We start from the raw sequence: 23,509 nt of genomic DNA on the forward strand, positions 1-23,509 counted from the left end.
CAATCCGGCAGAAACCCCGGCCGCTACCTCAATACACGTCGCGCCGGTAACGCCCTTGCCCGGCCAGTGCCTGCAGGGTGTCTTCGCCGAGGATGTCCTGCAGCGCCCGGGCCACGCCACCGGCCATACCCTGCAGGCTACCGCAGACGTACAGGCTGGCGCCCTCTTCCACCCACTGCCGCACTGTATCGGCGGCTTCGTGCAGCTTGTCCTGCACGTAGATGCGGCGCTCCTGATCGCGCGAGAAGGCCAGGTCCAGCCGTTGCAGCCAGCCCTGGGCCTGCCAGCCCTCCAGCTCCTGCTGGTGGAAGAAATCGTACTGGCGCGAACGTTCGCCAAACAGCAGCCAGTTGCGCCGCTGCCCGGCCGCTACGCGCTGGCGCAGATGCGCGCGCAACCCCGCCAGGCCGGTACCGTTGCCGATCAGGATCAGCGGACGGTCATCGGCCGGACCATGGAAACTGCTGTTGCTGCGCACCCGCAGCGCAATCTCCTGCCCCGGCTGCGCATGCAAACCCAGCCAGCCGGAACCCAGTCCGGCGCGCCCATCGGGCAGGTGCATCAGGCGCACCATCAGTTCCAGCGCGCCATCAGCGGGCAGCGAGGCAATCGAATAGGCGCGATGCGGCAGTGCCGGCAAGGCGGCCAGCAGCTCGGCGTCCGGTAGCGTGCGCAGTTGCGCCAGGGGGGCGGCCTCTTGCGGCAACAGCCGGGTGGCCAATGCGCTGCGCAGGGTCTGGTCCTGGCGGCCAATGGCCTGCAGGAAGGCATCGACGGCCGCCGCACTGTTGTGCGGGCCGATCTCGGCGATATCCCCGGCCTGCCAGTCAGGTGCAGGCAGATCCAGGGGCGTGAGGCGCACATGGAAGACCGGCTCGCCCACGCTGCCCGGATTGAGCACGTGGCGCTCTTCCAGGCGCCAGCGGCCATAGGCTGGTGCGCTCCAGTCGGCCTCATCACTGTGCCCGCTCAAGACGCCCAGTTGATGCTGCCAATGGCGCAGCGCACCTTCATCGCCGGTGTCCACCTCGATGGCATCGAACAGCGGCTGCGCATGGCGGCGGCACAGCCAGGCGTGCAGTGCATGGCCAAAGGCGCAGTACTGCTGATAGCTGCGATCCCCCAGCGCCAACACGCCAAAGCGCAGGTCCGGCAGCGCCACTCCTGCGCTGCTGCCCAGGCGCTGGGCCAGTGCGGCAGCATCGTCGGGGGCATCGCCTTCGCCGGTAGTGCTGGCCACGAAGAGCGCCAGCCGGGTTGCCGCCAGATCGGTGTCGCTCAACTGTCCGGCCGGCAGGACGCGCACCTCCAGGCCACCTGAACGCAAACTTTGCGCCGTCTGCCAGGCCAGTCGCTCAGCTGTACCGGTCTGGCTGGCAAAGACGACCAGTACAGTATCCGGGCCAGTGACCGGTACAGTGCCCCAGGCAGCTTGCTGGCGCTGCTGCGCACGGCGGTATCGCAGCGCCGTCATCACGCAGAACACCAGGTAAGTCAGCGCCACCAGCGCGGCCATCAGGTAACGGGTCTGCAGCATGCCGCTCACTCCAGCATGGCGGCCAGGGCCGGGGTAAAGCTTTCGCGGAAGCCCGCCGCCTCGCGCGTGATGAACAAGGCGGCAATGCCGCGCGGTCGGGCAAAGGACAGTCCGGCTTCCTCGCCCAGTACAGTCAACACTGTCGCCAAGGCATCGGCCACCATGCATTGCCGGTGCAGTACCGTGACAGAGGCCAGTGCAGTGCGCACAGGTGTACCGGTACGGGGATCGATGGTGTGGGCATAACGCTGGCCATCATGATCGACATAGCGGCGATAGTCCCCCGAGGTGGCAATCGCCAGGCCATGCAGCGCCACCACCATGGCGGCCCCATCGTCTTGCGGCGGACGCTCCAGCGCCACCCACCAGGGCTGGCCATCGGCCTTGACGCCCTGGCCGGACAACTCACCACCAACCTCTGCCAGCCAGCTCACGCAACCGCATTGCTGCAGCGCCTGCGCCACCCGATCCACCGCATACCCCTTGGCAATGCCGGAAAAATCCAGATGCACCCCGCCCGCCTGCTGCACCTTGCGCTGCGCGCGATCAAGCACGATGCGCTGCCAGCCGCAACGCTGGCGGGTGGCCTCCAGCAGCGCCGCATCGGGCAGTCGCAAGGCACCCTGCTGCACGCTGCCGGCACCGAATCCCCACAGGTCCACCAGCGGGCCCACGGTCGGATCGAAGGCACCTTCGCTATCCACGGCCATGGTCAGGGCTGCATCCAGTACCGTGAAGAAACCCTCCGGCAATCCATGCCAGCTGCCGGCAGGCGCGCGATTGAAACGGCTGATGTGCGAGCCGGGCTCCCAGGTACTCATCTCATCGATGACCCGCTGCAATTGGGCCTCGACTGCGGCGGCGATGGCGTCTGTGGCTACGGTCTTCGGCGCCAGTGCCTGCACGCTCCAGGTCGTGCCCATGGTGCGGCCGGACAGGCTGTGCGCCACGACGCCAGCAGGCAATATGGGTGGGGCTTGCAGGTCGACGGGGATCAGTACGCGGTGGGACATCGGCATCTTCATCAAAGAAAACGGCGCCTGCATTGCAGGCGCCATCGGGATCAGTCAACGTCGGTCAATCAAGGGATAACGGTCTCAGGGCAGCACTTCGAAAGTGGCGATGTACATCGCACGGCGCTCTTTGGCCTGCGGCAGCGAGGTCTTGTTATCCGAAACCGTAGCTTCCATCCAGTACATGCCGGGGCCCGCCCACTTCACGCTGAATTTGCCCTCGGCATCGGTCTTGAGCTTGCTGTCCTGCAGCTTGTCGCGATAGCGGATACCGCCCGGCACCAGTTCCACTTCCACGTCCGAGGCCGGCTTGCCATCGAGCAGGAGCTGGAAGGTGGCGGTATCGCCCGCGACCAGATCGGTGGGATGGGTGACCGGCTGCAACTCCAGGCCCACGCCGGTCGGCGCCAGGGCCGCCTTGCTCGGCTTGCCGGCGGTGACGAAGGTTTCCACGCGGCTGTTCACCTGGGTCACCTTCAGCTCGGTGGCATTGGCCGGGACTTCCTTGGCCAGGGCCTCGGCGGTGCCGCGCCAGCGTTTTTGCTGGCCATCCACCTTGTAGCTGGCGAAGACGCCATTGTTGACCACGGCGATCTTGTAGGTGCCGGGCTGGCTCAGCTGCACGTCAAAGGTGCTGCGGTACTTGCCGGTGGCGGCGTTGACGGCTTGCACCGGCTTGCCATCGGGGCCGGTCACGACCAGACCGTCCAGGCGCAGCGGGAAGTGTTCGAAGTAGAACAGGTCATTGGACACGGCCGCATCCACCGTGACCCAGGGATCATTGCCGGAGAGCACGGTGGCCGAGGGCAGCAGCCACTGGCGGTGGGCGTGGGCCGACAGCGGCAGGCTGATGGCCAGGGCCAGCGCGGCGATCTTCATGGAGCGGGCAGCGAAATGCTTGAGGGAATACGACATGGCAGCTTCCTTTTTTCTGGTTGATCTTGGAGTGGATTCGGGACGGTTCAGGGCTTCAATTCCAGCGCCACGGCACCCAGCTCGCTGCTGCCTTGCGCCTTGGCGCTCTGGGCCGACTTGGGTGGCCACTGGAACGGCACCTTGACCAGCTCGCGGCCACCGACTTCACGTGCGGCTTCCACCATCAGCACATAGTCGCCCGGTGCCAGGTTGGCGATGGGGCCCTTGCCCGCGCCAAAATTGAGTTTTTGCTCACCAGGAGCGCGGGTAGCACCGCTGACGCCATCGATGGGCATCTGCTGCTCACGGCCGCTGCGGCGCCACCACTGGCGCATGTCCTTCAACCACTTCTCGCCTTCCTTGTCCCTTTTCTTCACGTCGTACCAAACCGCCAGGTTGGCGGCCACGCTCTGGTCGGCGCGCTCGATCCAGGCGGCCAGGTAGGGACGGTGGTATTCGGCCACGTTCAGGGTCGGGATCTCGATCTTGACGTTCATCTCGGCGGCGCCCGCCGGGGCGGCCGAGGCAAACAGCGCCGCCACGGCCAGTGCCAGGGCAGTCGGTTTCAACAGGGCAGAGTTGCTACGCTTCATGGGACCTCGCTAAAAAACAGGATGACTGGCTGCAAGCCGCGAAGGCTTGTCTGGCTGAGGGAAACGACGAATTCAGTGAATGAAGATCAGGGCCAGCAGCAACGGCGCCACCAGCCCCAGCGCCACCAGCGGCCAGGTCGCCGGGCGCTTGCCGGCATGCATCTGCAGCAGGAACAGGCCGGTGATGCAGAACACCAGGCAAGCCACCGCAAACACGTCGATGAACCAGCTCCAGGCCGCGCCCGTGTTGCGGCCCTTGTGCAGGTCGTTGAAGTAGGAAATCCAGCCACGGTCGGTCTTTTCGTATTCGACCTGGCCATCCTCCAGCGCCACCCGCAGCCAGGCATCCCCACCCGGACGCGGCAGCGCCACGTAGACTTCATCGGCCGACCACTCGGCGCTCTGCTGGTCCACCGTCACCGCCAGATCGCGGATGATCCAGTCGCGCACGGCCGGTGGCAGTGCTGCCTTGCTGCCGTCCTTGGACTCTGCGGCTGCGGCCTGCTGGCGCAGCGGTGCCAGCAAGGCGGCCGGCAGCGTGCCGGTGCGGTGCGTGACCTGCGGCCTGGCCTCGATCCGGGCGGCGTGGTTCAGCGTCAGGCCGGTGGCCGCGAAGACCAGCATGGCCACCAGGCAGATGCCCGAACTGATCCAGTGCCACTGATGCAGATGCTTGAGCCAGAAGGCCCGGCGTTTCTGATCCGGAACGGCAGGCTGGGAAGGAGCGGCAGCGGGCTTCATGGTACGGCGGCGGGAGCGTGAGCGAGGGTCAGCGCCCTCGCACCAAATAATAATAATTCTCAATTATATCTGGACTCATCCGCACATCGCTAGCGTCCCAAGCTCTTTTACTTTGCGATACATGACGATACAAAAACGGCATCCTGCCCCACCGCGGTGGAGCGAGATGCCGTCAGGGTTGCACTGCCAAGAGTGATTCAGCGCAACAGCTCGTAAGGTCCGCCCTTTTCCAGCGCCCGCTGGTAAGCCGGCCGCGCGTGGATGGCCTCAAGGAACTTGAGCAGGTTGGGAAAGCGTCCATCCAGTCCACCGCGCGCCCGCATGCCTTCCACCACGAAACTCATCTGGATGTCCGCACCGGTCAGGGTCTTGCCGGCGAACCAGCCATCCTTGCCCAGCTCGTCTTCCATGTAGCGCATCTGGCGCTCGATCTGCGGCGCCACCAGGCGGCTGCGCATGCCTTCGGCCAGCATGTTGGCAATCGGCCGGATCAGCGCCGGCACCGCCTTGGGCATCTTGTTGAAGATCAGCCCCAGCAACAGCCAGGGCATGGCCGAACCCTCGGCAAAATGCAGCCAGTAGCGGTAGCGCAGGCGCTCGGGGGTGCCGGCAGCCGGCAGCAGGCCGCTGTCGGCACCATAGCGTTCCAGCAGGTATTCGACGATGTTGCCCGATTCCGCAATCGTCAGATCGCCATCGGTGATGACCGGGGATTTGCCCAGCGGATGCACCTTCAGCAGCTCCGGCGGGGCCAGCATGGTCTTGGGGTCGCGCTGGTAGAACTTGATCTCGTAGGTCAGGCCCAGCTCCTCCAGCAGCCACAGTACGCGCTGGGAACGGGAGTTGTTCAGGTGATGCACGGTGATCATGGCACGGTCCTTGTAAAATGCGAGGCGACAACTCTAACATCCACCACGAACCCGCTCCATGGCCGTCACGCCTCTTTACAAACAATTTGCCGACCAGCTCGCGGCCTCCATCCGCGACGGCGTACTGCGTCCGGGCGAGCGCATCGCTTCGGTGCGCATCGCCAGCCAGCAGCACAAGGTCAGCGTCACTACCGTGGTGCGCGCCTACGAACTGCTGGAAAGCCGCGGCATCATCGAAAGCCAGCCGCAATCCGGCTACTTCGTACGCGAGCAGGCCGATGCCATTGCACGCCCCGTGGTGAAACCGCCCTCCCGGGCCGACCATCCGGCCTGGCAGGAATCGACCGAGGTCGACGTCAGTCGCCTGGTACTGGCCACGCTCAAGACCATCCAGCAGGACGGCACCGTGCCGCTCGGCTCGCCCTATCCCAATCCGGCGCTGTTTCCCTCGCACCGGCTGGCGCAATACGCCGGCCGCATCGCCCGCCACGCCAGCCAGTCCAGCGTGTTCGACGATTTGCCGCCCGGCCATCCGGACCTGCTGCGCCAGATCGCCCGGCGCTATCTGGAAAACGGTCTCAAGGTCGATCCCGAGGAAATCGTCGTCACCGTCGGTGCGACCGAAGCCATCAATCTGTGCCTGCAGGCGGTGGCCCGTCCGGGCGACACCATCGCGGTGGAAACCCCGACCTTCTATGCCATGCTGCATGCCATCGAACGCCTGGGCATGCGGGCACTGGAGATCCCGACCAATCCGCAGCGCGGCATCGACGTGGGGGTGCTGGAAGAACGGATGAAGACGCAGCCGGTGGCGGCCTGCATGGTGATGCCCAACTTCCAGAACCCGCTGGGCTTCCAGATGCCGGACAGCGAAAAGGAAAGACTGGTGCGCCTGGCCGGGCAACACCAGATGCCGGTGATCGAGAACGCCGTCTATAGCGAACTGTATTACGGCAATGCCCACCCCTCCTCGCTGAAGAACTATGACCGTGAAGGGCTGGTACTGCACTGCTCGTCCTTCTCCAAGAGCCTGACCTCAGCGCATCGCATCGGCTGGGCCATGCCGGGCCGCTATCGGGCGCAGGTCGAGAAACTCAAGTTCCTCAACACCCTGGCCACCCCCACGGCCCCGCAGCGCGCGATTGCCGAATACCTCACCCAGGGCGGCTACGAGCGTCATCTGCGGCGCGTGCGCCGCGCCTTCGCCCAGCAGCGCGACATGATGCGGCACTTCGTGCTGCGCTTCTTCCCGGCCGGCACGCAGGTGTCCGAACCGCAGGGCGGGTATGTGCTGTGGGTGGAGTTGCCGCATCGGGTCGATGCGATGGAGTTGTATCGCCGCAGCCTGGCGCTGGGGATCACGGTGGCGCCGGGGCGCATCTTTGCGGCCACCAACCGGTACAGCCATTTCATCCGGCTCAATTACAGCTATGCCTGGTCGAAGGAGACCGAGCAGGCCTTGAAGCTGGTGGGGAAACTGGTGGAAGAACTGGCGGGGTGAGTTTGTCGGAGCGCCCCTTCGACGAGCTCAGGACAGGCTTCGATACGGCGCTGTCGCGCCTACTCAGTCCGAACGGTCTTTTTGTTTTTGGCTGCATTCATACAACCGTTCGGACTGAGTAGGCGCAGCGCGCCGTATCGAAGACGCTCCGTCAGCAACCCTTACTGAGGTGACACCAACAAACTGACGCTGCCCGTCCCATCCTCATTCATCTCGACCCTTACCACACCAGCCTCTTCCAGCGCCGACAAAAACCGCCGCAAGGTACTCATGCGCAATTGCGTCCGCTTGGACAAACGCGCCAGCGACAGTGCCGCGCCCGCCTTCTCTTCGGCATCGGCCTGCAGGGTATCGACGATCAGCAGCACCTCCGGCGGCACGCCCATCTGCTGCGCGCGGGCCTGCAGGTCGGCATCCGGCTGGGTGGACATCTCGATCACGCTCATGTCCGCCTCCATCACGCTGCCGAACGCTGCACCGCCGAACGCGACAGCAGCACCGGAATGGATTTGGAGGTCGGCGTGCGTGCCTTGTCGGCAAAGCTTTCCAGCGGCACCAGCGGATTGGTCTCGGGATAGTAACTACCGATACAACCGCGCGGAATGTCATATTCCACCAGCAGGAAACCTTCGGCACGGCGCTCCACGCCGTCATCCCAGACACTGGTGATGTCGACCCATTCACCATCCTTCAAACCCAGCATCTGCAGGTCCGCCGGGTTGATGAAGACCACCCGGCGCTGGCCGAACACGCCGCGATAGCGATCATCCATGCCATAGATGGTGGTGTTGTACTGGTCGTGCGAACGCGTGGTCATCAGGGTCAAGAGCTTCTCGCCATGGATCGCGCGGGCGCGATGGATGGGCGTGTCCTTGGGGATCTCATGGACGATGAAGTTGGCCTTGCCGCTGGCGGTCTTCCACACGCGATCGCGCGAGGCCACGCCGAGATGGAAGCCGCCCGGATTGGCGATGCGTTCGTTGTAGCCCTTGAAGGCGTCATACACCTTCTCGATGGCGTCACGGATGCGCGAGTAATCTTCGGCGTACCACAGCCAGTCGATCTTCGGGCCATTGTTGCGCGACTTCATGGTGGCTTCAGCCAGATGCGCCACGATGGCCGTCTCCGACATCAGGTGCTCCGAAGCCGGCTTGTTGATGCCGTAGGAGACGTGCACCATGCTCATCGAATCTTCCACCGTCACGCCTTGCGGACCGGACTTCTGCAGGTCGATCTCGGTGCGCCCCATGGTCGGCAGGATCAGCGCATCCTTGCCATGCACCAGGTGGCTGCGGTTGAGCTTGGTGGTGATGTGCACCGTCAGGTTGCAGGAACGCATGGCCTCGAAGGTGCGCGGTGTATCGGGCGTGGCCATGGCGAAGTTGCCACCCAGGCCGATGAAGACCTTGGTGCGGCCTTCCAGCATGGCCATGACCGACCCCACGGTGTCGTTGCCGTGATGGCGCGGGGCCTTGAAGCCGAACACCTGTTCCAGGCGATCGAGAAAGGCCGGGGTCGGTTTTTCATCGATGCCCACGGTGCGGTCGCCTTGCACGTTGGAGTGGCCGCGCACCGGGCACAGGCCCGCGCCCTGGCGGCCGATGTTCCCGCGCAGCATCATCATGTTCGACAGCAACTGGATGGTGGCCACCGCATGCTTGTGCTGGGTCAGGCCCATGCCCCAGGTGGCAATCACTGCACGGCCCTTGACGTAGACCTGGGCCAGTTTCTCGATGTCCTCACGCGAGACGCCGGACTCGGCGATGATGTCGTCCCAGCTTTCCGCACGCGCCTGGGCGGCGAATTCCTCGAAGCCGGCCGTGTGTTCCTCGATGAACTTCACGTCGATGACGCGCTCGGTACCAGCGGCCCTGGCGGCATCATCCAGTTCGATGGTGCGCTTGATGACGCCCTTGATCAGCGCCAGGTCACCACCCAGCGTGGGGTGGATGAACATGGAACTGATGCGGGTGCTGCCCATGGTCAGCATCTCGACCTTGCTCTGCGGATCGGCAAAGCGTTCCAGGCCGCGTTCCTTCAGCGGGTTGATGGCAACGATGGTGGCACCGCGCTTGGAGGCATGGCGCAGCTCGCCCATCATGCGCGGGTGATTGGTGGCCGGGTTCTGGCCGAACAGCAGCAGCGTGTCGCAGTGATCGAAATCTTCCAGCAGCACCGTGCCCTTGCCGATGCCGACCGTGCCGGGCAAGCCCACGCTGGTGGGTTCGTGGCACATGTTGGAGCAATCGGGGAAATTGTTGGTGCCGTACTGGCGCACGAACAGCTGGAACAGGAAGGCCGCCTCATTGCTGGCGCGCCCGGAGACATAGAAGTCCGCCATGTCCGGATCGGGCAAGGCGTTCAGGTGCCGGGCCATCAGTTCGAAGGCGGCGGACCATTCGATCTTCTTGTACTTGTCGGTGGCGGCGTCGTAGACCATGGGATGGGTCAGGCGGCCGTGTTCTTCCAGTTCGTAATCCGATTGCTGCATCAGCTCGGCCACGGTGTGCTTCTCGAAGAACTCGGGGGTGACGCGCTTCTTGGTCGCCTCGGCGGCCACGGCCTTGACGCCGTTTTCGCAGAATTCGAAGGTGGAGGTATGCTCGCGGTCCGGCCATGCGCATCCGGGACAATCAAAGCCGTCGGGCTGGTTTTGCGACAGCAGGGTACGCAAGCCCTTGCCATCGGCCACGTGTTCCTTGACCAGGTTCAGCGCGACGTATTTCAGCGCGCCCCAGCCGCCTGCGGGTTGATTGTATTGCTCGATTCTTGGTTTGGAAGGCATGATGTCTCGGGATGGAGTGGAGTCCAGTGTAGGCCAAGTCTAGGCCACGCCAGCCCATGCCGGAATGCACAGGAAGCCCCGCCGGATTCAAGTACAGTGCCCGTCCATCAGCGCGGTCAAACGCGCCCGCCACCTCTGCCTGCTTATCTTCCCACCTCTTGCGCACGATCACGGGATCGCTCAGTCATCCAGCGGCAAGGCCAGGGTTTCCTTGATCTCTTCCATCACCACATAGCTCTTGGACTGCGCCGCGCCCGGCAGCTGCAGCAAGATATCGCCCAGCAGCTTGCGATATTCGGCCATGCCGCGGATGCGCGCCTTGATGAGGTAGTCGAAGTCGCCCGAGACCAGGTGACACTCCTGCACCTCGGGAATGCGCAGCACCTCGCGGCGGAACTGCTCGAACATGTTGCCGGACTTGTGATTGAGCGTGATTTCCACGAACACCAGCAAGGTCGCCCCCAATGACTCGGGATTGACGCGCGCGTAATAACCGCTGATGACGCCATCGCGCTCCATGCGCCTGACCCGTTCGATGCAAGGCGTAACCGACAGGCCGACCTGCTCGCCCAGCTCCTTCATGGAGATGCGGCCATCTTTTTGCAGCACCGCCAGGATGCGGTGATCGAGCTTGTCGAGGGTGCGGATGGACTGTTGCTGAGTTCTCATGAAATTTTCCCGTTTCAGCGCGATTTTCATGAACCGTTCATGAAATCATCAATAAATACGCGAACAAACACTGCTTATTCGCCAATATCATAGCTGAATCTTCTAATCCAATAACCTTTGCAGCGGCATCATCAACACGGGGAGTTCAGCATGCGCGTCGTCATTCTTGGAAGCGGTGTCATCGGGGTCACCAGCGCCTGGTATCTGGCCAGGGCCGGCCACGAGGTAACCGTACTGGACCGCCAGCCCGGCCCCGCGCTGGAAACCTCGTTCGGCAATGCCGGCCAGATCTCCCCCGGCTACGCTTCACCGTGGGCGGCACCCGGCATTCCGCTCAAGGCCATCAAGTGGATGTTCCAGGAACACGCCCCGCTGGCCATCCGCCCGGACGGCACCCTCAATCAACTGCGCTGGATGTGGCAGATGCTGCGCAACTGCAATGCACAGAGCTACGCCGTCAACAAGGAACGCATGGTGCGCCTGGCCGAATACAGCCGCGACTGCCTGCGCGACCTGCGTGCCGACGTCGGCATCCCCTATGAAGGCCGCCAGCAAGGCACGCTGCAACTGTTCCGTTCGCAAGAACAACTCGATGGCGCCGCCAAGGACATCGCCGTGCTGCAGGAAGCCGGCGTGCCCTTCGAACTGCTCACCCCGGAACAACTGGGCGGTGCCGAACCGGCGCTGGAGAAGGTGCGCGGCAAGCTGACCGGCGGCCTGCGCCTGCCCAACGATGAAACCGGCGATTGCCAGCTCTTCACCACCCGCCTGGCCGAGATGGCCGAGCAACTGGGCGTGAAATTCCGCTATGGCGTCTCCATCGACGCCCTCACCATGGCCGGCGGCAAGATCGCCGGCGTGGTCTGCGGCAAGGAACTGGTACAGGCCGACAGCTACGTGGTGGCCCTGGGCTCCTACTCGCCGCAACTGCTGCGCGAGGTACCGGGCCTGCCGGCCATTCCGGTCTATCCGCTCAAGGGGTATTCGATCACCGTACCCATCACCGACGCCTCGGCCGCGCCGGTCTCGACCATCCTCGATGAAACCTACAAGATCGCCGTGACCCGTTTCGACGACCGCATCCGCGTGGGCGGCATGGCCGAGATCGTCGGCTATGACACGGCCCTCAAAGCCAAGCGCCGCGCCACGCTGGAGCTGGTGGTCAATGACCTCTTCCCCGGCGCGGGCGATACAAAGCAGGCCAGCTTCTGGACCGGCCTGCGTCCCATGACCCCGGACGGCACGCCGGTGGTGGGCGCCACCCCGGTCTCCAACCTGTACATCAACACCGGCCATGGCACGCTGGGCTGGACCATGTCCTGCGGCTCGGGCCAATTGCTGGCCGACCTGATCTCCGGCCGCCGTCCCGCCATCGCCCATGAAGACCTGTCGGTAGCGCGCTACCTGTCCTCGGCGGGCGAGGTGCGCACGCCGCGTCTGGCGGAGGCCTGATCCTGCAATAGTCTCTTCTGCATCCCTCGCAGAATGGTTGGCCGGAGTGAATTGCTCCGGCCTTTTTTACGTCCACTGTCAGGCCAGCGACAGCGTGGGCGACCCACGCACCACGGCCGGCGCAGTAGCCACGGTAGGCGCTACGCCCGCCTCCGATGGCAGCTTGAAGGCCTGCATCAGCGTGACCAGCTTGCTGGCCTGGGCGCTCAGGCTCTCTGCAGCAGCCGCCGATTCCTCCACCAGTGCGGCGTTCTGCTGAGTCACGTTATCGAGCTGCTCGACGGCGGTGCCGACCTGCGCGATGCCCTGGCTCTGCTCCTGGGTCGATACGCCGATCTCGCCCACCAGCGCGGCCACCTGGCGCACCTGCGTGACCACGCCGCCAATCGCCTGCGAAGCCTCCTGCACCTTGGCATAGCCGCTATCGGCCTTGGCCACGCTCTCTTCGATAAGGGTCTTGATTTCACGCGCGGCCTGGGCCGAACGATGGGCCAGCGTACGCACCTCCGAAGCCACCACCGCAAAGCCGCGCCCCTGCTCGCCCGCGCGCGCAGCCTCCACCGCCGCATTGAGGGCCAGGATATTGGTCTGGAAGGCGATGCCATCGATCACCACGATGATTTCCTTGATGCGTTCCGAGCTGGAGGCGATCTCTCCCATCAGCGCCACCACCCCCGAGACCGCTTCACCGCCATGGCTGGCCGCCTGGCTCACGGACTCCGCCCGCTTGACGGCCTCGGTCACGGTCTGCGAGTTGTTCCTGACCGAGCCGGTCAGCTCTTCCATGGAGGCGGCAGTCTCTTCGAGGTTGGAGGCCTGCTCCTCGGTGCGCTGGCTCAGGTTCAGGTTGCCGTCCGCGATCTCGGCCGCGCCGGTATCGATAGCGTGGCAGCTCTTGTAGACCTCCTGCACCAGATGCGACAGGCGCAGGCGCATCCCTTCCATGGCTGCCAGCAGGCTGTGCTGGTCCCCGCTGCGCAAGCGCACCGGACTGGCCAGGTCACCCTGCGCAATCGCCTGTGCCACCTCCATTGCATACAGCGGTTCGCCGCCCAGCTGGCGTGTGATGGAACGCTGGACCACTGCACTGAAGGCCAGGCCCAGCACCACCATCACGCCCAGCAGGGCCACCAGGGTCCAGGCGGTGTGCTCGACGCTGGCCGCCGAACGGTCGATGTGCTCCTGCACGGCCTGGTCGTACTGCTTCACGATCTTGAGGAACACGTCGCGCAGCTTGACGTGGGCGGGATCGGTATTTTTCTGCAACTCGGCCAGCGCACCGGCGACATCGCCCTGGTCAGCCTTCTCCATGAGACTCTGGAAAGATTGCCGATAGACCGGCCAGGCCTGGTTCAAGGCGGCCACCAGCGGCTCCAGTTCGGGAGTCTTGTCGGCGCGCTGCAGATAGTCGAAGGCTTCCTGGATCTGCGCTTCGGCCTTTTGATTGAAGGTGCGTGTAGCGGCCCGCGAATTGGGATCGCCTACGTTCGGATAAATGTAGGAATAGCCGCGCCGGAAGTGAATCGCCATGGCCAGGGCTGCGGTGTTGAGTGTTTGCATCGGTGCCAGCCGCTCCTGGTACATCTGGCGCTCCTGGGCACTGATGCTGCGCAGACTGAGAATGCTCCAGCTGACCATCACCAGCATGGCCAGCAGAAAAAGTGCAGACAACCAGGCAAGCCGCGCAGAAACGCGCAGCGTTTGCAGAAATGACATGTGAAACCTCCCGAAGTGGCGTAATCGTTATTGATCTGCAGCCCCCCCTGACAGCCCGGCTCCCGCCCGACCCGCCAGTACTGCGGATACATCGCCTGGCCTGTGTTCGGCCTCGTTATACGATGTCGGTCTAATTTATATCAGAGTGAGCCAAAACATGAAGAAAATTGCCAATTATCCAGCTTGGCGGCCGTTGCGCACCGCCCCGAGCGCCGCCGGATGGGCGGACGGGACCTGCCCGGTCATCTTTTTGAACATCGTCGAAAAGGCCGCCGGCCGTTCGTAGCCCAGGTCATAGGCAATAGCTGTCACCGAATGCCCCAGCGCCAGCCGCGAGATGGCATTGACGATGCAGGCACGCAGGCGCCATTGCTGGAAACCCATTCCCGTCTGCGCCAGGAATTTGCGGTTGAAGCTGCGCTCGCTCATGTGCAGTTGCCCGGCCCACTCAGCCGGGCGGGAGCGGATCGTAGGCGCGCGCATGAAGCTGCGGCAAAGCCCGGCCAGTTTGTCTTCCTGCGGCAAGGGCACATGCATGGGGATTTCGCGAGCGCGCCCGATCTCCTGTAGCAGCAGATGCATCAACGTTTCTTCGCGGCTACCGGAGGCATAGTGCGGATCGATGCGGGTGGCTTCGATGAGCAGTTCGCGCAGCAGAGGATGCACCTCCAGTACCTGGCAGGTAGGCGCTGAGCGCGGGGCGCATTCCGGCTCGACGAAAGCGCTGAAGGTGGTCACCGGCAAGAGCATGCGGCTCTGATGTTCGCGCCCGGACGGAATCCACACCGCGTGCTGCGGCGGCACCACCCAGGCCCCATCTTGCGTGACCACCTGCATCAGCCCGCCCAGCCCGAACAGCAACTGCGCCCTGCGATGGCTGTGCCATGCCTGCACCGAGCCGCTCGCATAATCGGCCCCGGCCGCCACCACCGGCCGCGCGATGCCATCCACCCGATCGATGGGCAGCGGAGAACGAGACGAAGGCTTGCGCATGCTCTGACCCCGGTTGGCGTAAATTCGTGGATTATTGCTTCAGAATCGAAAGTCCGTCAAAGCAAAGTGGCAGAAATCGCGTTGGCGCAAATTCAAACTTTCTTGTCCCATCCTCGAAAGACAGCCAACCCGCCCTGCTCTACCGTACGGGCTTTGACTGACCTGTTCCGCAATGAACCCTCCCATCCTCTCCGGCATCCTGGTCGCGCTGATCTGGGGCATCCAGCCCGTGATCTCGCGCTACGGCTTCCAGCAAGGGCTCACGCCCCTGGACGCCACGCTGATGCGCTTTCTCACCAGCGGTTTGCTGATCCTGCCCTTTGCCTGGCGCCGTGGCGTGGTGCGTGCATGCGGCGTAGGCTGGCGGCGCGGGCTGGTGCTGTTCCTGCTTTCCGGCCCCTTGTTCAGCCTGGTGCTGGTGGCCGGGGTCAACTATGCGCCGGCCTCGCATGGCGCGCTGATCCATCCTGCGCTGACGCCGCTGTTCGGCATGGCCATCAGCCGCTTCGCACTGGGGCAGCGCGAACGGCTCTCGCCGTGGGGCGTGATGCTGTTGCTGGCGGGACTGGCACTGGTGGGCCTGAACGGCATCCTCGCCAGCGGCGGCCTCGCGCCTGACGGGGCCTGGCGTGGCGACCTGCTGTTCGTGCTGTCGGCCCTGATGTGGTCGAGCTACCTGGTGCTCAATCGCACCTGGAAGATTGCCCCGCTCGATGCGGTAGCGCTGACGCAGGTGCTCTCCCTGGCCTGCATGCTACTGGCATTGCCGTGGTTCGGAATGCAGACCTTCAGCAAGCCCATCTCCGCCTTGCTGGTGCAGAGCGCTTATCACGGCGTGCTGGTGAGCATCGTGAGTGTGGCTTTGTTCAACTGGGTGGTTGCGCGGCTGGGCGTGAAGGCGCTGATGCTCAATGCGCTCTCGCCGATGTTTGGCGTGTTGGCCTCGGCCTGGTTACTGGGCGAGGCGCTCTCGGTATCGATGATGGCGGGGGCGGCAGCGATTGTGGCCGGCCTGGCGGTGGCGCTGAGGAGTCCGCGCCGCGCGCCATCGCCGGCCGACTAGCGCTGGCTGCCCTGACCGGAAGCGCTCAGGGGCGCACGGCCCCATTGACAGCCAGGTAAACCGCGTAGAGCGAGGTCGTGGCCGTGATGAAGAGACGATTCCTGCGCGGCCCGCCAAAGGCCACATTGGAGACCACTTCCGGAACGAGGATCTTGCCCAGCAGCGTGCCATCGGATGCATAGCAATGCACGCCATCCCCCGCCGAGGTCCAGATGTTGCCGTGGTCATCCAGCCGGAAACCGTCAGCCAGGCCCGGATCGATGGTGGCGAACACTTCGCCGCCCTTGAGGGTGGTGCCGTCCACCACATCGAACACACGGATGTGATGCGGCCCGCCTGCACGGTGCGTGAGACCGGTGTCGGCAATGTAGAGCCGGCTTTCATCGGGGGAGAACGCCAGGCCGTTGGGGCGTTCGAGGTCATTGCTGACTACGCTGATTTCTCCACTCGCACCATCGATGCGATAGACGTTGCAGGCGCCGATCTCGCTGTCGGCCTTGTAGCCCTCGTAGTCGCTGTTGATGCCGTAGTCCGGATCGGTAAACCAGATCGAGCCATCGGACTTGACCACCACGTCATTGGGTGAGTTAAGGCGCTTGCCCTGCCAGTGGGAAGCCAGCGTGGTGACGCTGCCATCGTGCTCGGTGCGCACTACCGAGCGGCTCCCGTGCAGGCATCCATCACCACCTGCTTGCCGCTGACCACTGCGCCACTCAATGTGGTGTCCGTCCCCGAGCTGATCGTGAGCTTGTTGCCCGCAACGGCCCTTGCGCGACGATGCCGCGCGTGCTGCCGGAATGGGTGTTGCGCACGGTGCTGCTGCCGGCGTCGATGCTCAGTGCATCGCCCGCTTGCAGCAGGCCGCCGTCATTGCCGAGCTCGCCGCTGCGAATGTCCAGCTTGCCTTGCGCAACGATGTTGCCGCCACCGTTGTCGAGAGTGCCGCTGGCCACGTGCAGGTCACCCTGCGCACTGATCTGGCCCTGGCGGTTGTCGAGCGCCTGCTGTTGGCTGTCGATGCGCAGCTCATTGCCGCTGAGGCTGCCATTGTGGTTATCGATGCCGGCGGCCTTCAGGGTGAGCGATTGCGCCGCGCTGACCTGGCCCTGGTTGCTGACCGTCCCGCTGGCCGCGACGCTGACGGCATCGCGGCTGGACGCCAGCGTGCCCCGGTTGGAGAGGTTCGCGGCCTGCACCTCCACACTGCCATTGGCACCTACCGTGCCGCTGTTGGTCACGCCCTGTGCGGCGTCGATGCGCAGGCGGTCACCGGCATTGAGGCCGCCGCTGTTGTCCAGGCTGCCCACCTTGAGGCCGACGGACTGCGCGGCTTCGATGCGGCCGCTGTTGTTCGTGCCGGCGCTGGTGGCGACGTTCAATGCGCCTTGGCTCGCTCGCAAGGTGCCGCTGTTGTCCAGGGTGGCGGCGTTGATGCTGGCCTCGCCCGTGGCCTGCAGCGTGCCGCTGTTGCGGATGCCATTGGCAGCCTGCACCGCCAGGGTGGTGCTGCTGCCGATGTTGTTGCGGTTGTCGAGGCTGCCCGCAGCGATCTGTACACCACCCTCGCCACCGATGCTGCCGTTGTTCTGCACCGCTCCGCTGGCTTGCACGGCCAGCGTGCCGGCGCTGGCGATGCTGCCGCTGTTGTCCACGGTGGTGGTGTTGAGCGTGGCGGCGCTGTTGCTGCCCAGCTCGCCGGTATTGCTGAGGCCGCCCGTGGTCTGCACCGCCAGCAGGCCATTGGCCGTGATGCTGCCGCTGTTCTCCAGGCGGCCATCGGCGGTCACCACGGCCTGCCCCACCGAGGCGCCGATGCTGCCGGCATTGCGCACGCCCACCCCGTGCTCGGTGGAGGTCAGGTAGATGTGGCCGGCATACATGCCGCCCAGTTGCGCCACGTCGATGGCCACGGCCGGTGCAGCGTCGGTAGGGGCCACGCCGGGGACCACGCTGGCGTGATCCGCACTCACCGTGTTCAGGCCCGCACTGAGCTTCAGTTCCGGCGCCCAGAGGCCGGCATTGACCTGCACCGCACGCGCGATGATCTCGGCGTAGTCGGTGCGGCTGGCGTCCATGCCGTTGCCCTCGATGCTGACCGCACCGCTGGCCACGCGATAGCTCTCCAGGTTGCCGTTGACGAGTTGCGGCACGCCCGTGGTGAGCGTGGCGCGACTGGCATTGATGAAGCCGCAGCCCGAGCAGGTGATGCCGGCCGGATTGGCCACCACCACCTGCGCCCGCGCCCCGGCCACTTCGAGGTAGCCGCGCAGGTAGCTGGGGTTGGCCGAATTGACCTGGTTGACGATCACCCTGGCCGCCCCCGTGGCCAGCCAGGGATTGCCGGCCACGTAGCCACCCAGCTGGGTGGCCGTGGTGCCCTGGGCATTGTTGAGGATGGCGCCGTTGGCACCGACGTCGAATTGCCGGTAGCGGTTGAGCGATACGCCGGCTGCACTGGGCGTCTGGATGTTGATCACCGGTACGCCATTGGGCGTGACCAGCACGGTGGGCTGCTGGGTGCGCGGGGCGTTGCGGTCGCCCAGGATCTGCGCATGCGCCACCGTGTTCATGGCCAGGGCCAGCGCCACGGACAGCAGCGAAAAGCGCAGGGCCGACGGTAACAGGTCCGGCATCCCTGCAGCACCGGCCGAGGACCGGCCAGGGTGCTGGATGCTGAAGGCGATTTCTGCAACGGCCATCAGGTGGCCGCGATGCCGGTTGAAAACCAGCTTGTAACGCTGACGATTCATGAACACCCCGGGTTTTGTTGTCGTTATGACCGGCCGTCGATTCGTTGTTTGTCGTTGCCGGTTGGCAAGATTTTGCTTGCCAGGTGCAGGATGTTAATTTAGGTTAACGAGGAAGGGTGATTTTTCAGTACGCGAGAAGGTTTCTTGTAGGCAAAACCCAACAGTTGTTTTTATTTCATTACATTTTCTTTTGATGCCTTGGCCGGTGCGGCTTGGGGCCGTGCTCACCATGTTTTCAGCTTGCCGTTTTCCTCCCTCCAGACTTGCCCTGATCCTTGGCTTGAATCTGCTCACTCCTCTCGTCCTGGCGCAAACCGCCGTCAATCCCGAGCAATTGCAGCGTGAACGTGAACGCGCCCTGCGCCAGCAGCAGGAGCAACGGCCGGACGTCAACCTGGGCAGGCCAGCGGCGCCTGCGATGGCGCAGGATTTTCCGGAGCAGGAGCAACCCTGCCGCACGATTGCGTCGATCAGGCTGGAGGGCGATCAGGCCGAACGTTTTGACTTTGCGCTCGACAGCGTGACCGGGCCGCAGGGCGCCATCGGGCGCTGCCTCGGCTCGAAAGGGGTCAATCTGGTGCTGGCACGGGTGGAGAGCGCCATCGTCGCGCGCGGCTACACCACCACCCGCGTGCTGGCGCGTGCGCAGGATCTGTCGAGCGGGCAACTGGTGCTGTCGGTGGTGCCGGGACGCGTGCGCCACATCCGCTTTGCGCCCGATGCCGATCCACGCGGTACCGCCTTCAATGCCCTGCCGGTCAAAGCGGGCGACATCCTCAACCTGCGCGATATCGAACAAGGACTGGAAAACTTCAAGCGCCTGCCGACCGTGCAGGCCGACATCAAGATCACGCCCTCCGAAGATGCGGGTGCCGAAGCGGGCGACAGCGACCTGGTAATCCAGTACCAGCAAGCCTTTCCGTTCCGCCTCACGGCAACGCTGGACGATGGCGGCGCGCAGGCCACCGGCAAGTACCAGGCCGGACTGACCCTGGCCTACGACAACTGGTGGACCCTCAATGACCTCTTCTACGTCAGCATGAGCCGCAGCCTGAATCATTACGGCGACCACGGCAGCCGGGCCTATACGCTGCATTACTCGCTGCCCTGGGGCAACTGGATGGCGGCCATCACGATGTCGGGCAACCAGTATCACCAAACCGTGGCTGGAGCCTTTGAAAACTTCGTCTACAGCGGCCGTTCGGAAACCACCGAATTCAAGCTGTCACGGCTGCTCTATCGCGATGCCGCGAGCAAGACCACGGTGTTCGGCAAAGGCTTGCTGCGCAAGGCCTACAACGCCATCGACGATCTCGAGGTCGGGGCCCAGCAGCGTCGCACCACGGCCTGGGAAGCGGGACTGAACCAGCACCAGTACCTGGGTGAGGCCGTGGCCGACGCCACGCTGGGCTATCGCCGTTCACTCGACACCCAAGGCAGTGAACCGAATACACCTTTCGACCTGCCGCAGATCGGCACGCACTATGGGCTGTGGCTGCTGGATGCCTCGCTCAATGCGCCCTTCCAGCTGGCCGATGCCAGGCTGCGCTATGCCGCGACACTGCGCGCGCAGTGGAACCGCGGCAGCCTGCCGCCGCAGGATCAGTTCTCCATCGGCGGACGCTATACCGTGCGCGGCTTCGATGGCGAACTGAGCCTGCAGGCCGAGCGCGGCTGGTTCCTGCGCAATGAAGTGGCGCTGGGCCTGGGCGAGAGCGGGCAGGAATTGTTTGCCGGTGTCGATACCGGTGCGGTAGCAGGACCGACGGCGCAGTTCCTCACCGGCCAGCGGCTGACCGGAGCGGCGCTGGGCTTGCGCGGCAGCCTGTTCAAGCTGAGTTATGAGATGTTCGTGGCTACGCCGCTGGCCAAACCGCAAGGCTTCCAGACGGCAGCGGTGACCGGAGGATTCAACTTGCAGTGGACCTTCTGAAGCACGGCATGCGGTGCCGGAAAAATCCCACACCATCCCCTGTCAATGGCTGACTGCCGGGCCATGGCGATTGCTCAATAATGAGCCCACATGGACGGCCGCCGCTTCCCCCGGCAGGCAGTGTCCGAGGAGACCACCATGGACCGCATCACCACTGCGCCCGACGCGTCGAGTTCTTCGACCGCATCATCGTCATCGACTCCACCGGACGATGCCCGCCATCACGAAGAGGCCATCGATATCGCCCGCGCCAACCAGCTGCGCTACGTCAACGACACCATGCCGGGCATCCGCCGCAGCCGGCGCGGCAAGGGCTTCGCGTATCACGATGCCGATGGCCATCTGATCCACGACGAGGATGTGTTGGCGCGCCTGAAGGCCCTGGCCATTCCCCCTGCCTGGGAGGAGGTGTGGATCAGCCCGCATGCCAACGGCCACATCCAGGCCACCGGACGTGATGCGCGCGGGCGCAAGCAGTATCGTTATCACGCACGCTGGCGGCTGGTGCGCGACGATGCCAAGTATCTGCGCATGATCAGTTTTGCGCGCGCCCTGCCCACCATCCGCCGCGTGGTCGAGGAGGATCTCAAGCGTCCCGGCCTGCATCGTCAGAAGGTGCTGGCCGCCGTGGTGCATCTCTTGCAGACCACCTTCATGCGCGTGGGCAATGATGAATACGCCCGGCAGAACCGCTCCTTCGGCCTGACCACGCTGCGCCATCGCCACGTGCGCGTGGATGGCAGCGACGTGCTGTTCCGCTTTCGCGGCAAAAGCGGCGTGCAGCATGACATCAAGCTGCATGATCCCTACGTGGCGCGCATCATCCGCAAGATGCGCGACTTGCCGGGACAGGAACTGTTCCAGTACGTGGATGACGAGGGCCAGCGCCACTGTATCGATTCGGGCGACGTCAATGCCTACCTGCGCGAGGCGGCGGGGGAAGATTTCAGTGCCAAGGATTTCCGCACATGGGCCGGCACCGTGCTGGCCACGCTGGCGCTGCAGGCCTTCGAACGCGTGGACTCCCAGGCCCAGGCCAAGCAGAACGTGGTGCGTGCCATCGAGAACGTGGCCCGGCGACTGGGCAATACGCCCTCCATCTGCCGCAAGTGTTACGTGCATCCGGCCGTGATCGAGAGTTATCTGGACGGCAGTTTTGCCGGGCTGCTGGAGGAACGGGTACAAGCCGAGCTGGTGCAAGACCTGCCCGACCTCTCGCCGGAAGAAGCGGCCGTGCTGGCCCTGCTGCAGCAACGCCTGCATGAGTCCGAAGAAAAACCGGACCGCAAGAGCAAGCGCAAGGCGGTAGTGCATCGTACCTCTGCCGCGGCCGGGCATACGGGCACAGCGCGCCCGGCCGCCAGCGCTTGAATGCGCGCCGCGCTCAGCGTGCGCGGCGGAAGGTCAGGTTGTAGCGGCTGCGTCCGGTCAGCGCATGCTCACCGTCGCGCAAGGTATCGATGCCGTGGAAGGCCAGCCGGGCCGGTCCGCCCCACACTGCCACGTCGCCGCTTTCCAGCCGCATGCGTTGCGGCTTGTCGGTACGGGCCATGCCGCCGAAGAGAAAGGTGGCGGGCAAACCCAGCGAGACGGAGACGATGGGTTGGGCCATGTCCTGCTCATTCTTGTCCTGATGCAGGGACATGCGCGCACCGGGTTCATAACGATTGACGAGGCAGGCGTCCGGATCGAATCCGGCAAATCCGGCCGCTTCTGCAGCACGCACGGCCAGCGCCATGAAGGCGTCGGGCATGGGCGGCCAGTCACGTTCGGCCAGCGGATCGAGCGACTGGTAGCGATAGCCGCGCCGGTCCGTGACCCAGCCGAAGCGGCCGCAATTGCTCATCGCCACCGACATGCGAAAACCGCCCGGCGTCTGCATGTGGCGCAGCGGTGAGGCGGCCAGCACGGTCTCGATCCCCGCCATCAGCTGCGCAGCCTCCTCCTCGCTGACGAAGGCGCGCAATAGCAGCGCTCCTTCCGTGATGCGTTCCACGGAAGGTGCACGTGCGAGCCCGGCGAAGAGGTCGCCGGTCATGGCGTGTGCTCCGTGCGCGGTGGCGGGTTCTCGATGAACTGGCTCACTTCGTCCAGCGTCGGTGCGATGAAGCGCAGTGGCCGCGCCAGGCTGGCCACCAGCGAGGCATGCGAGGTATTGTCGAAGTAGCGTTCCACCACCGGCACCTGCTGCGCCCGCAACAAGCGGGCCAGGCCGGCCGTATTGCGTTCTGCCGAGACCAGCTTGTCCTGGTGCGAGGCAATGAGCAGCGCGGGTGGCGCGCCGGCTTCGACGTGGCGCACCGGCTGTGAATCCGGGGGCGAATCGGGGGCGAAGAAGACCGGCTTGACGTCCGCGTTTTCGATGGGCAGGAAGTCATAGGGACCGGCCAGGCCGATCCATCCGCGCAGCTCTGCGGGCGAGGCACCGGCCTCGTGCAGCCAGCGGGCGTCCAGCGCCACCATGGCGGCGTTGTAGGCGCCGGCGCTGTGTCCCATGACGAAAACGCGCTGCGGATCGCCGCCCAGAGCGCGCACCGAGCGCAAGGTCCAGGCGACGGCCTGGGCGCTGTCTTCCAGGAACTCCGGATAACGCACTTCAGGATAGACGCGGTAATCCGGCAGCACCGCGATGAAGCCGCGCGAACTCAGGGCCTCGCCGACGAAGGCATAGTCCTTGCGACTGCCCTCGTTCCAGCTGCCGCCGTAGAAGAAGATCACCACCGGCAAGCCCTGCGCGGAGGCGGACGTCGTGGTGGCGGGGCGGTAGATGTCGAGTTTTTGACGCGGGTTGTCGCTGTTGCCGTAGGCCACGCCTTCGGTCTTGACGTAGCTGGAGGCGGGCGTGACGGCATTGATGGCCGACAGTGGCGAACAGGCGGCGACCCCTCCCAAGACCAGCACGGCACCCGCGAGGGCGAGACCGGCCTTGCCAAGAACATGCATGCGCAACTCCAGCAATGAACGAAGACCTATTGTAGC

The 23,509-nt window shown here is 64.7% G+C and carries 20 protein-coding genes and 1 pseudogene; 5 read left to right on the top strand and 16 right to left on the bottom strand.

Annotated features, from left to right (window positions below; all coding sequences use genetic code 11):
- Positions 1-28: 28 nt before the first annotated feature.
- The 6 genes from ACVC5H_RS16975 to ACVC5H_RS17000 form a co-directional block, all read right to left on the bottom strand.
- The gene (locus ACVC5H_RS16975; protein WP_489618965.1) at positions 29-1,537 is read right to left on the bottom strand and encodes a sulfite reductase subunit alpha; all 1,509 of its coding nucleotides are present in this window, start codon (positions 1,535-1,537) and stop codon (positions 29-31) included.
- 5 nt (positions 1,538-1,542) lie between these two features.
- Positions 1,543-2,550, bottom strand: a complete 1,008-nt coding sequence (locus ACVC5H_RS16980; RefSeq protein ID WP_489618966.1) for an FAD:protein FMN transferase — start codon at positions 2,548-2,550, stop codon at positions 1,543-1,545.
- A gap of 84 nt (positions 2,551-2,634) precedes the next feature.
- Positions 2,635-3,465, bottom strand: coding sequence for a DUF4198 domain-containing protein (locus tag ACVC5H_RS16985; RefSeq protein WP_489618967.1), 831 nt, complete (start codon positions 3,463-3,465; stop codon positions 2,635-2,637).
- 47 nt (positions 3,466-3,512) lie between these two features.
- The gene (locus ACVC5H_RS16990; protein ID WP_489618968.1) at positions 3,513-4,058 is read right to left on the bottom strand and encodes a DUF2271 domain-containing protein; all 546 of its coding nucleotides are present in this window, start codon (positions 4,056-4,058) and stop codon (positions 3,513-3,515) included.
- A 72-nt stretch (positions 4,059-4,130) separates the two neighbouring features.
- Complete coding sequence (locus ACVC5H_RS16995; RefSeq protein WP_489618969.1) at positions 4,131-4,799, bottom strand: PepSY-associated TM helix domain-containing protein; 669 nt, start codon at positions 4,797-4,799, stop codon at positions 4,131-4,133.
- A gap of 197 nt (positions 4,800-4,996) precedes the next feature.
- On the bottom strand, positions 4,997-5,668 hold the full coding sequence (locus ACVC5H_RS17000; RefSeq protein ID WP_489618970.1) for a glutathione S-transferase family protein: 672 nt from the start codon (positions 5,666-5,668) through the stop codon (positions 4,997-4,999).
- A 58-nt stretch (positions 5,669-5,726) separates the two neighbouring features.
- Here ACVC5H_RS17000 and ACVC5H_RS17005 point away from each other — a divergent pair, with 58 nt between their 5' ends.
- Positions 5,727-7,169 (top strand): aminotransferase-like domain-containing protein, encoded by a 1,443-nt coding sequence (locus tag ACVC5H_RS17005; protein ID WP_489618971.1) that lies wholly within the window; start codon positions 5,727-5,729, stop codon positions 7,167-7,169.
- Between the two features lie 161 nt (positions 7,170-7,330).
- Here ACVC5H_RS17005 and ACVC5H_RS17010 read toward each other — a convergent pair whose 3' ends face one another.
- The 3 genes from ACVC5H_RS17010 to ACVC5H_RS17020 form a co-directional block, all read right to left on the bottom strand.
- A complete protein-coding gene (locus ACVC5H_RS17010; RefSeq protein ID WP_489618972.1) occupies positions 7,331-7,615 on the bottom strand; it encodes a helix-turn-helix domain-containing protein in 285 nt (94 codons plus the stop codon).
- A gap of 11 nt (positions 7,616-7,626) precedes the next feature.
- Positions 7,627-9,954 carry an FdhF/YdeP family oxidoreductase gene (locus tag ACVC5H_RS17015; RefSeq protein ID WP_489618973.1) on the bottom strand — a complete coding sequence of 776 codons (2,328 nt, stop codon included), beginning with the start codon at positions 9,952-9,954 and terminating at the stop codon, positions 7,627-7,629.
- A 180-nt stretch (positions 9,955-10,134) separates the two neighbouring features.
- The gene (locus ACVC5H_RS17020) at positions 10,135-10,623 is read right to left on the bottom strand and encodes an Lrp/AsnC ligand binding domain-containing protein (RefSeq protein WP_026051927.1); all 489 of its coding nucleotides are present in this window, start codon (positions 10,621-10,623) and stop codon (positions 10,135-10,137) included.
- A 150-nt stretch (positions 10,624-10,773) separates the two neighbouring features.
- Here ACVC5H_RS17020 and ACVC5H_RS17025 point away from each other — a divergent pair, with 150 nt between their 5' ends.
- Positions 10,774-12,075: a D-amino acid dehydrogenase gene (locus ACVC5H_RS17025; RefSeq protein ID WP_489618974.1), complete on the top strand. Its 1,302-nt coding sequence runs from the start codon at positions 10,774-10,776 to the stop codon at positions 12,073-12,075.
- 78 nt (positions 12,076-12,153) lie between these two features.
- Here the strand turns inward: ACVC5H_RS17025 and ACVC5H_RS17030 are convergent, their stop codons facing one another.
- Together ACVC5H_RS17030 and ACVC5H_RS17035 are read right to left on the bottom strand one after the other, a co-directional pair.
- Positions 12,154-13,791, bottom strand: coding sequence for a methyl-accepting chemotaxis protein (locus ACVC5H_RS17030; RefSeq protein ID WP_489618975.1), 1,638 nt, complete (start codon positions 13,789-13,791; stop codon positions 12,154-12,156).
- A 174-nt stretch (positions 13,792-13,965) separates the two neighbouring features.
- The gene (locus ACVC5H_RS17035; protein ID WP_489618976.1) at positions 13,966-14,784 is read right to left on the bottom strand and encodes an AraC family transcriptional regulator; all 819 of its coding nucleotides are present in this window, start codon (positions 14,782-14,784) and stop codon (positions 13,966-13,968) included.
- 172 nt (positions 14,785-14,956) lie between these two features.
- Here ACVC5H_RS17035 and ACVC5H_RS17040 point away from each other — a divergent pair, with 172 nt between their 5' ends.
- Positions 14,957-15,847: a DMT family transporter gene (locus tag ACVC5H_RS17040; RefSeq protein WP_489618977.1), complete on the top strand. Its 891-nt coding sequence runs from the start codon at positions 14,957-14,959 to the stop codon at positions 15,845-15,847.
- A gap of 25 nt (positions 15,848-15,872) precedes the next feature.
- On the opposite strand, the pseudogene ACVC5H_RS17045 reads toward ACVC5H_RS17040, so the two are convergent.
- The 3 genes and pseudogenes from ACVC5H_RS17045 to ACVC5H_RS17055 form a co-directional block, all read right to left on the bottom strand.
- Positions 15,873-16,526 (bottom strand): annotated as a pseudogene (locus ACVC5H_RS17045) (SMP-30/gluconolactonase/LRE family protein); the annotation flags it as partial.
- A complete protein-coding gene (locus tag ACVC5H_RS17050) occupies positions 16,499-16,588 on the bottom strand; it encodes a hemagglutinin repeat-containing protein (protein ID WP_489622716.1) in 90 nt (29 codons plus the stop codon). The pseudogene ACVC5H_RS17045 and the gene ACVC5H_RS17050, both read right to left, overlap by 28 nt.
- The gene (locus tag ACVC5H_RS17055) at positions 16,561-18,597 is read right to left on the bottom strand and encodes a two-partner secretion domain-containing protein (RefSeq protein WP_489618978.1); all 2,037 of its coding nucleotides are present in this window, start codon (positions 18,595-18,597) and stop codon (positions 16,561-16,563) included. The genes ACVC5H_RS17050 and ACVC5H_RS17055 overlap by 28 nt, the downstream gene beginning before the upstream one ends.
- 280 nt (positions 18,598-18,877) lie before the next feature.
- Between ACVC5H_RS17055 and ACVC5H_RS17060 the strand changes: the two genes are divergently transcribed.
- Both ACVC5H_RS17060 and ACVC5H_RS17065 read left to right on the top strand, forming a co-directional pair.
- Complete coding sequence (locus ACVC5H_RS17060; protein WP_489618979.1) at positions 18,878-20,530, top strand: ShlB/FhaC/HecB family hemolysin secretion/activation protein; 1,653 nt, start codon at positions 18,878-18,880, stop codon at positions 20,528-20,530.
- A 90-nt stretch (positions 20,531-20,620) separates the two neighbouring features.
- The gene (locus ACVC5H_RS17065; RefSeq protein WP_489618980.1) at positions 20,621-21,901 is read left to right on the top strand and encodes a DNA topoisomerase IB; all 1,281 of its coding nucleotides are present in this window, start codon (positions 20,621-20,623) and stop codon (positions 21,899-21,901) included.
- Positions 21,902-21,914: 13 nt separating this feature from the next.
- Here ACVC5H_RS17065 and alkB read toward each other — a convergent pair whose 3' ends face one another.
- Positions 21,915-22,568, bottom strand: a complete 654-nt coding sequence (alkB, locus tag ACVC5H_RS17070; protein ID WP_489618981.1) for a DNA oxidative demethylase AlkB — start codon at positions 22,566-22,568, stop codon at positions 21,915-21,917.
- On the bottom strand, positions 22,565-23,473 hold the full coding sequence (locus ACVC5H_RS17075) for an alpha/beta hydrolase (protein ID WP_489618982.1): 909 nt from the start codon (positions 23,471-23,473) through the stop codon (positions 22,565-22,567). The genes alkB and ACVC5H_RS17075 overlap by 4 nt, the downstream gene beginning before the upstream one ends.
- Positions 23,474-23,509: the final 36 nt, after the last annotated feature.

This window comes from Herbaspirillum sp. Her3 (genome assembly GCF_057961275.1).

Bases quoted from the DNA above. Each gene is read 5' to 3' on its own strand.
- ACVC5H_RS17055 (WP_489618978.1), bottom strand. From the start codon at position 18,597: ATGAATCGTCAGCGTTACAAGCTGGTTTTCAACCGGCATCGCGGCCAC.
- ACVC5H_RS16990 (WP_489618968.1), bottom strand. From the start codon at position 4,058: ATGAAGCGTAGCAACTCTGCCCTGTTGAAACCGACTGCCCTGGCACTG.
- ACVC5H_RS17065 (WP_489618980.1), top strand. From the start codon at position 20,621: ATGGACGGCCGCCGCTTCCCCCGGCAGGCAGTGTCCGAGGAGACCACC.
- ACVC5H_RS16995 (WP_489618969.1), bottom strand. From the start codon at position 4,799: ATGAAGCCCGCTGCCGCTCCTTCCCAGCCTGCCGTTCCGGATCAGAAA.
- ACVC5H_RS17000 (WP_489618970.1), bottom strand. From the start codon at position 5,668: ATGATCACCGTGCATCACCTGAACAACTCCCGTTCCCAGCGCGTACTG.
- ACVC5H_RS16980 (WP_489618966.1), bottom strand. From the start codon at position 2,550: ATGTCCCACCGCGTACTGATCCCCGTCGACCTGCAAGCCCCACCCATA.
- ACVC5H_RS17025 (WP_489618974.1), top strand. From the start codon at position 10,774: ATGCGCGTCGTCATTCTTGGAAGCGGTGTCATCGGGGTCACCAGCGCC.
- ACVC5H_RS17040 (WP_489618977.1), top strand. From the start codon at position 14,957: ATGAACCCTCCCATCCTCTCCGGCATCCTGGTCGCGCTGATCTGGGGC.
- ACVC5H_RS17015 (WP_489618973.1), bottom strand. From the start codon at position 9,954: ATGCCTTCCAAACCAAGAATCGAGCAATACAATCAACCCGCAGGCGGC.
- ACVC5H_RS17010 (WP_489618972.1), bottom strand. From the start codon at position 7,615: ATGAGCGTGATCGAGATGTCCACCCAGCCGGATGCCGACCTGCAGGCC.
- ACVC5H_RS16985 (WP_489618967.1), bottom strand. From the start codon at position 3,465: ATGTCGTATTCCCTCAAGCATTTCGCTGCCCGCTCCATGAAGATCGCC.
- ACVC5H_RS17005 (WP_489618971.1), top strand. From the start codon at position 5,727: ATGGCCGTCACGCCTCTTTACAAACAATTTGCCGACCAGCTCGCGGCC.
- ACVC5H_RS16975 (WP_489618965.1), bottom strand. From the start codon at position 1,537: ATGCTGCAGACCCGTTACCTGATGGCCGCGCTGGTGGCGCTGACTTAC.
- ACVC5H_RS17030 (WP_489618975.1), bottom strand. From the start codon at position 13,791: ATGTCATTTCTGCAAACGCTGCGCGTTTCTGCGCGGCTTGCCTGGTTG.
- alkB (WP_489618981.1), bottom strand. From the start codon at position 22,568: ATGACCGGCGACCTCTTCGCCGGGCTCGCACGTGCACCTTCCGTGGAA.
- ACVC5H_RS17035 (WP_489618976.1), bottom strand. From the start codon at position 14,784: ATGCGCAAGCCTTCGTCTCGTTCTCCGCTGCCCATCGATCGGGTGGAT.
- ACVC5H_RS17020 (WP_026051927.1), bottom strand. From the start codon at position 10,623: ATGAGAACTCAGCAACAGTCCATCCGCACCCTCGACAAGCTCGATCAC.
- ACVC5H_RS17075 (WP_489618982.1), bottom strand. From the start codon at position 23,473: ATGCATGTTCTTGGCAAGGCCGGTCTCGCCCTCGCGGGTGCCGTGCTG.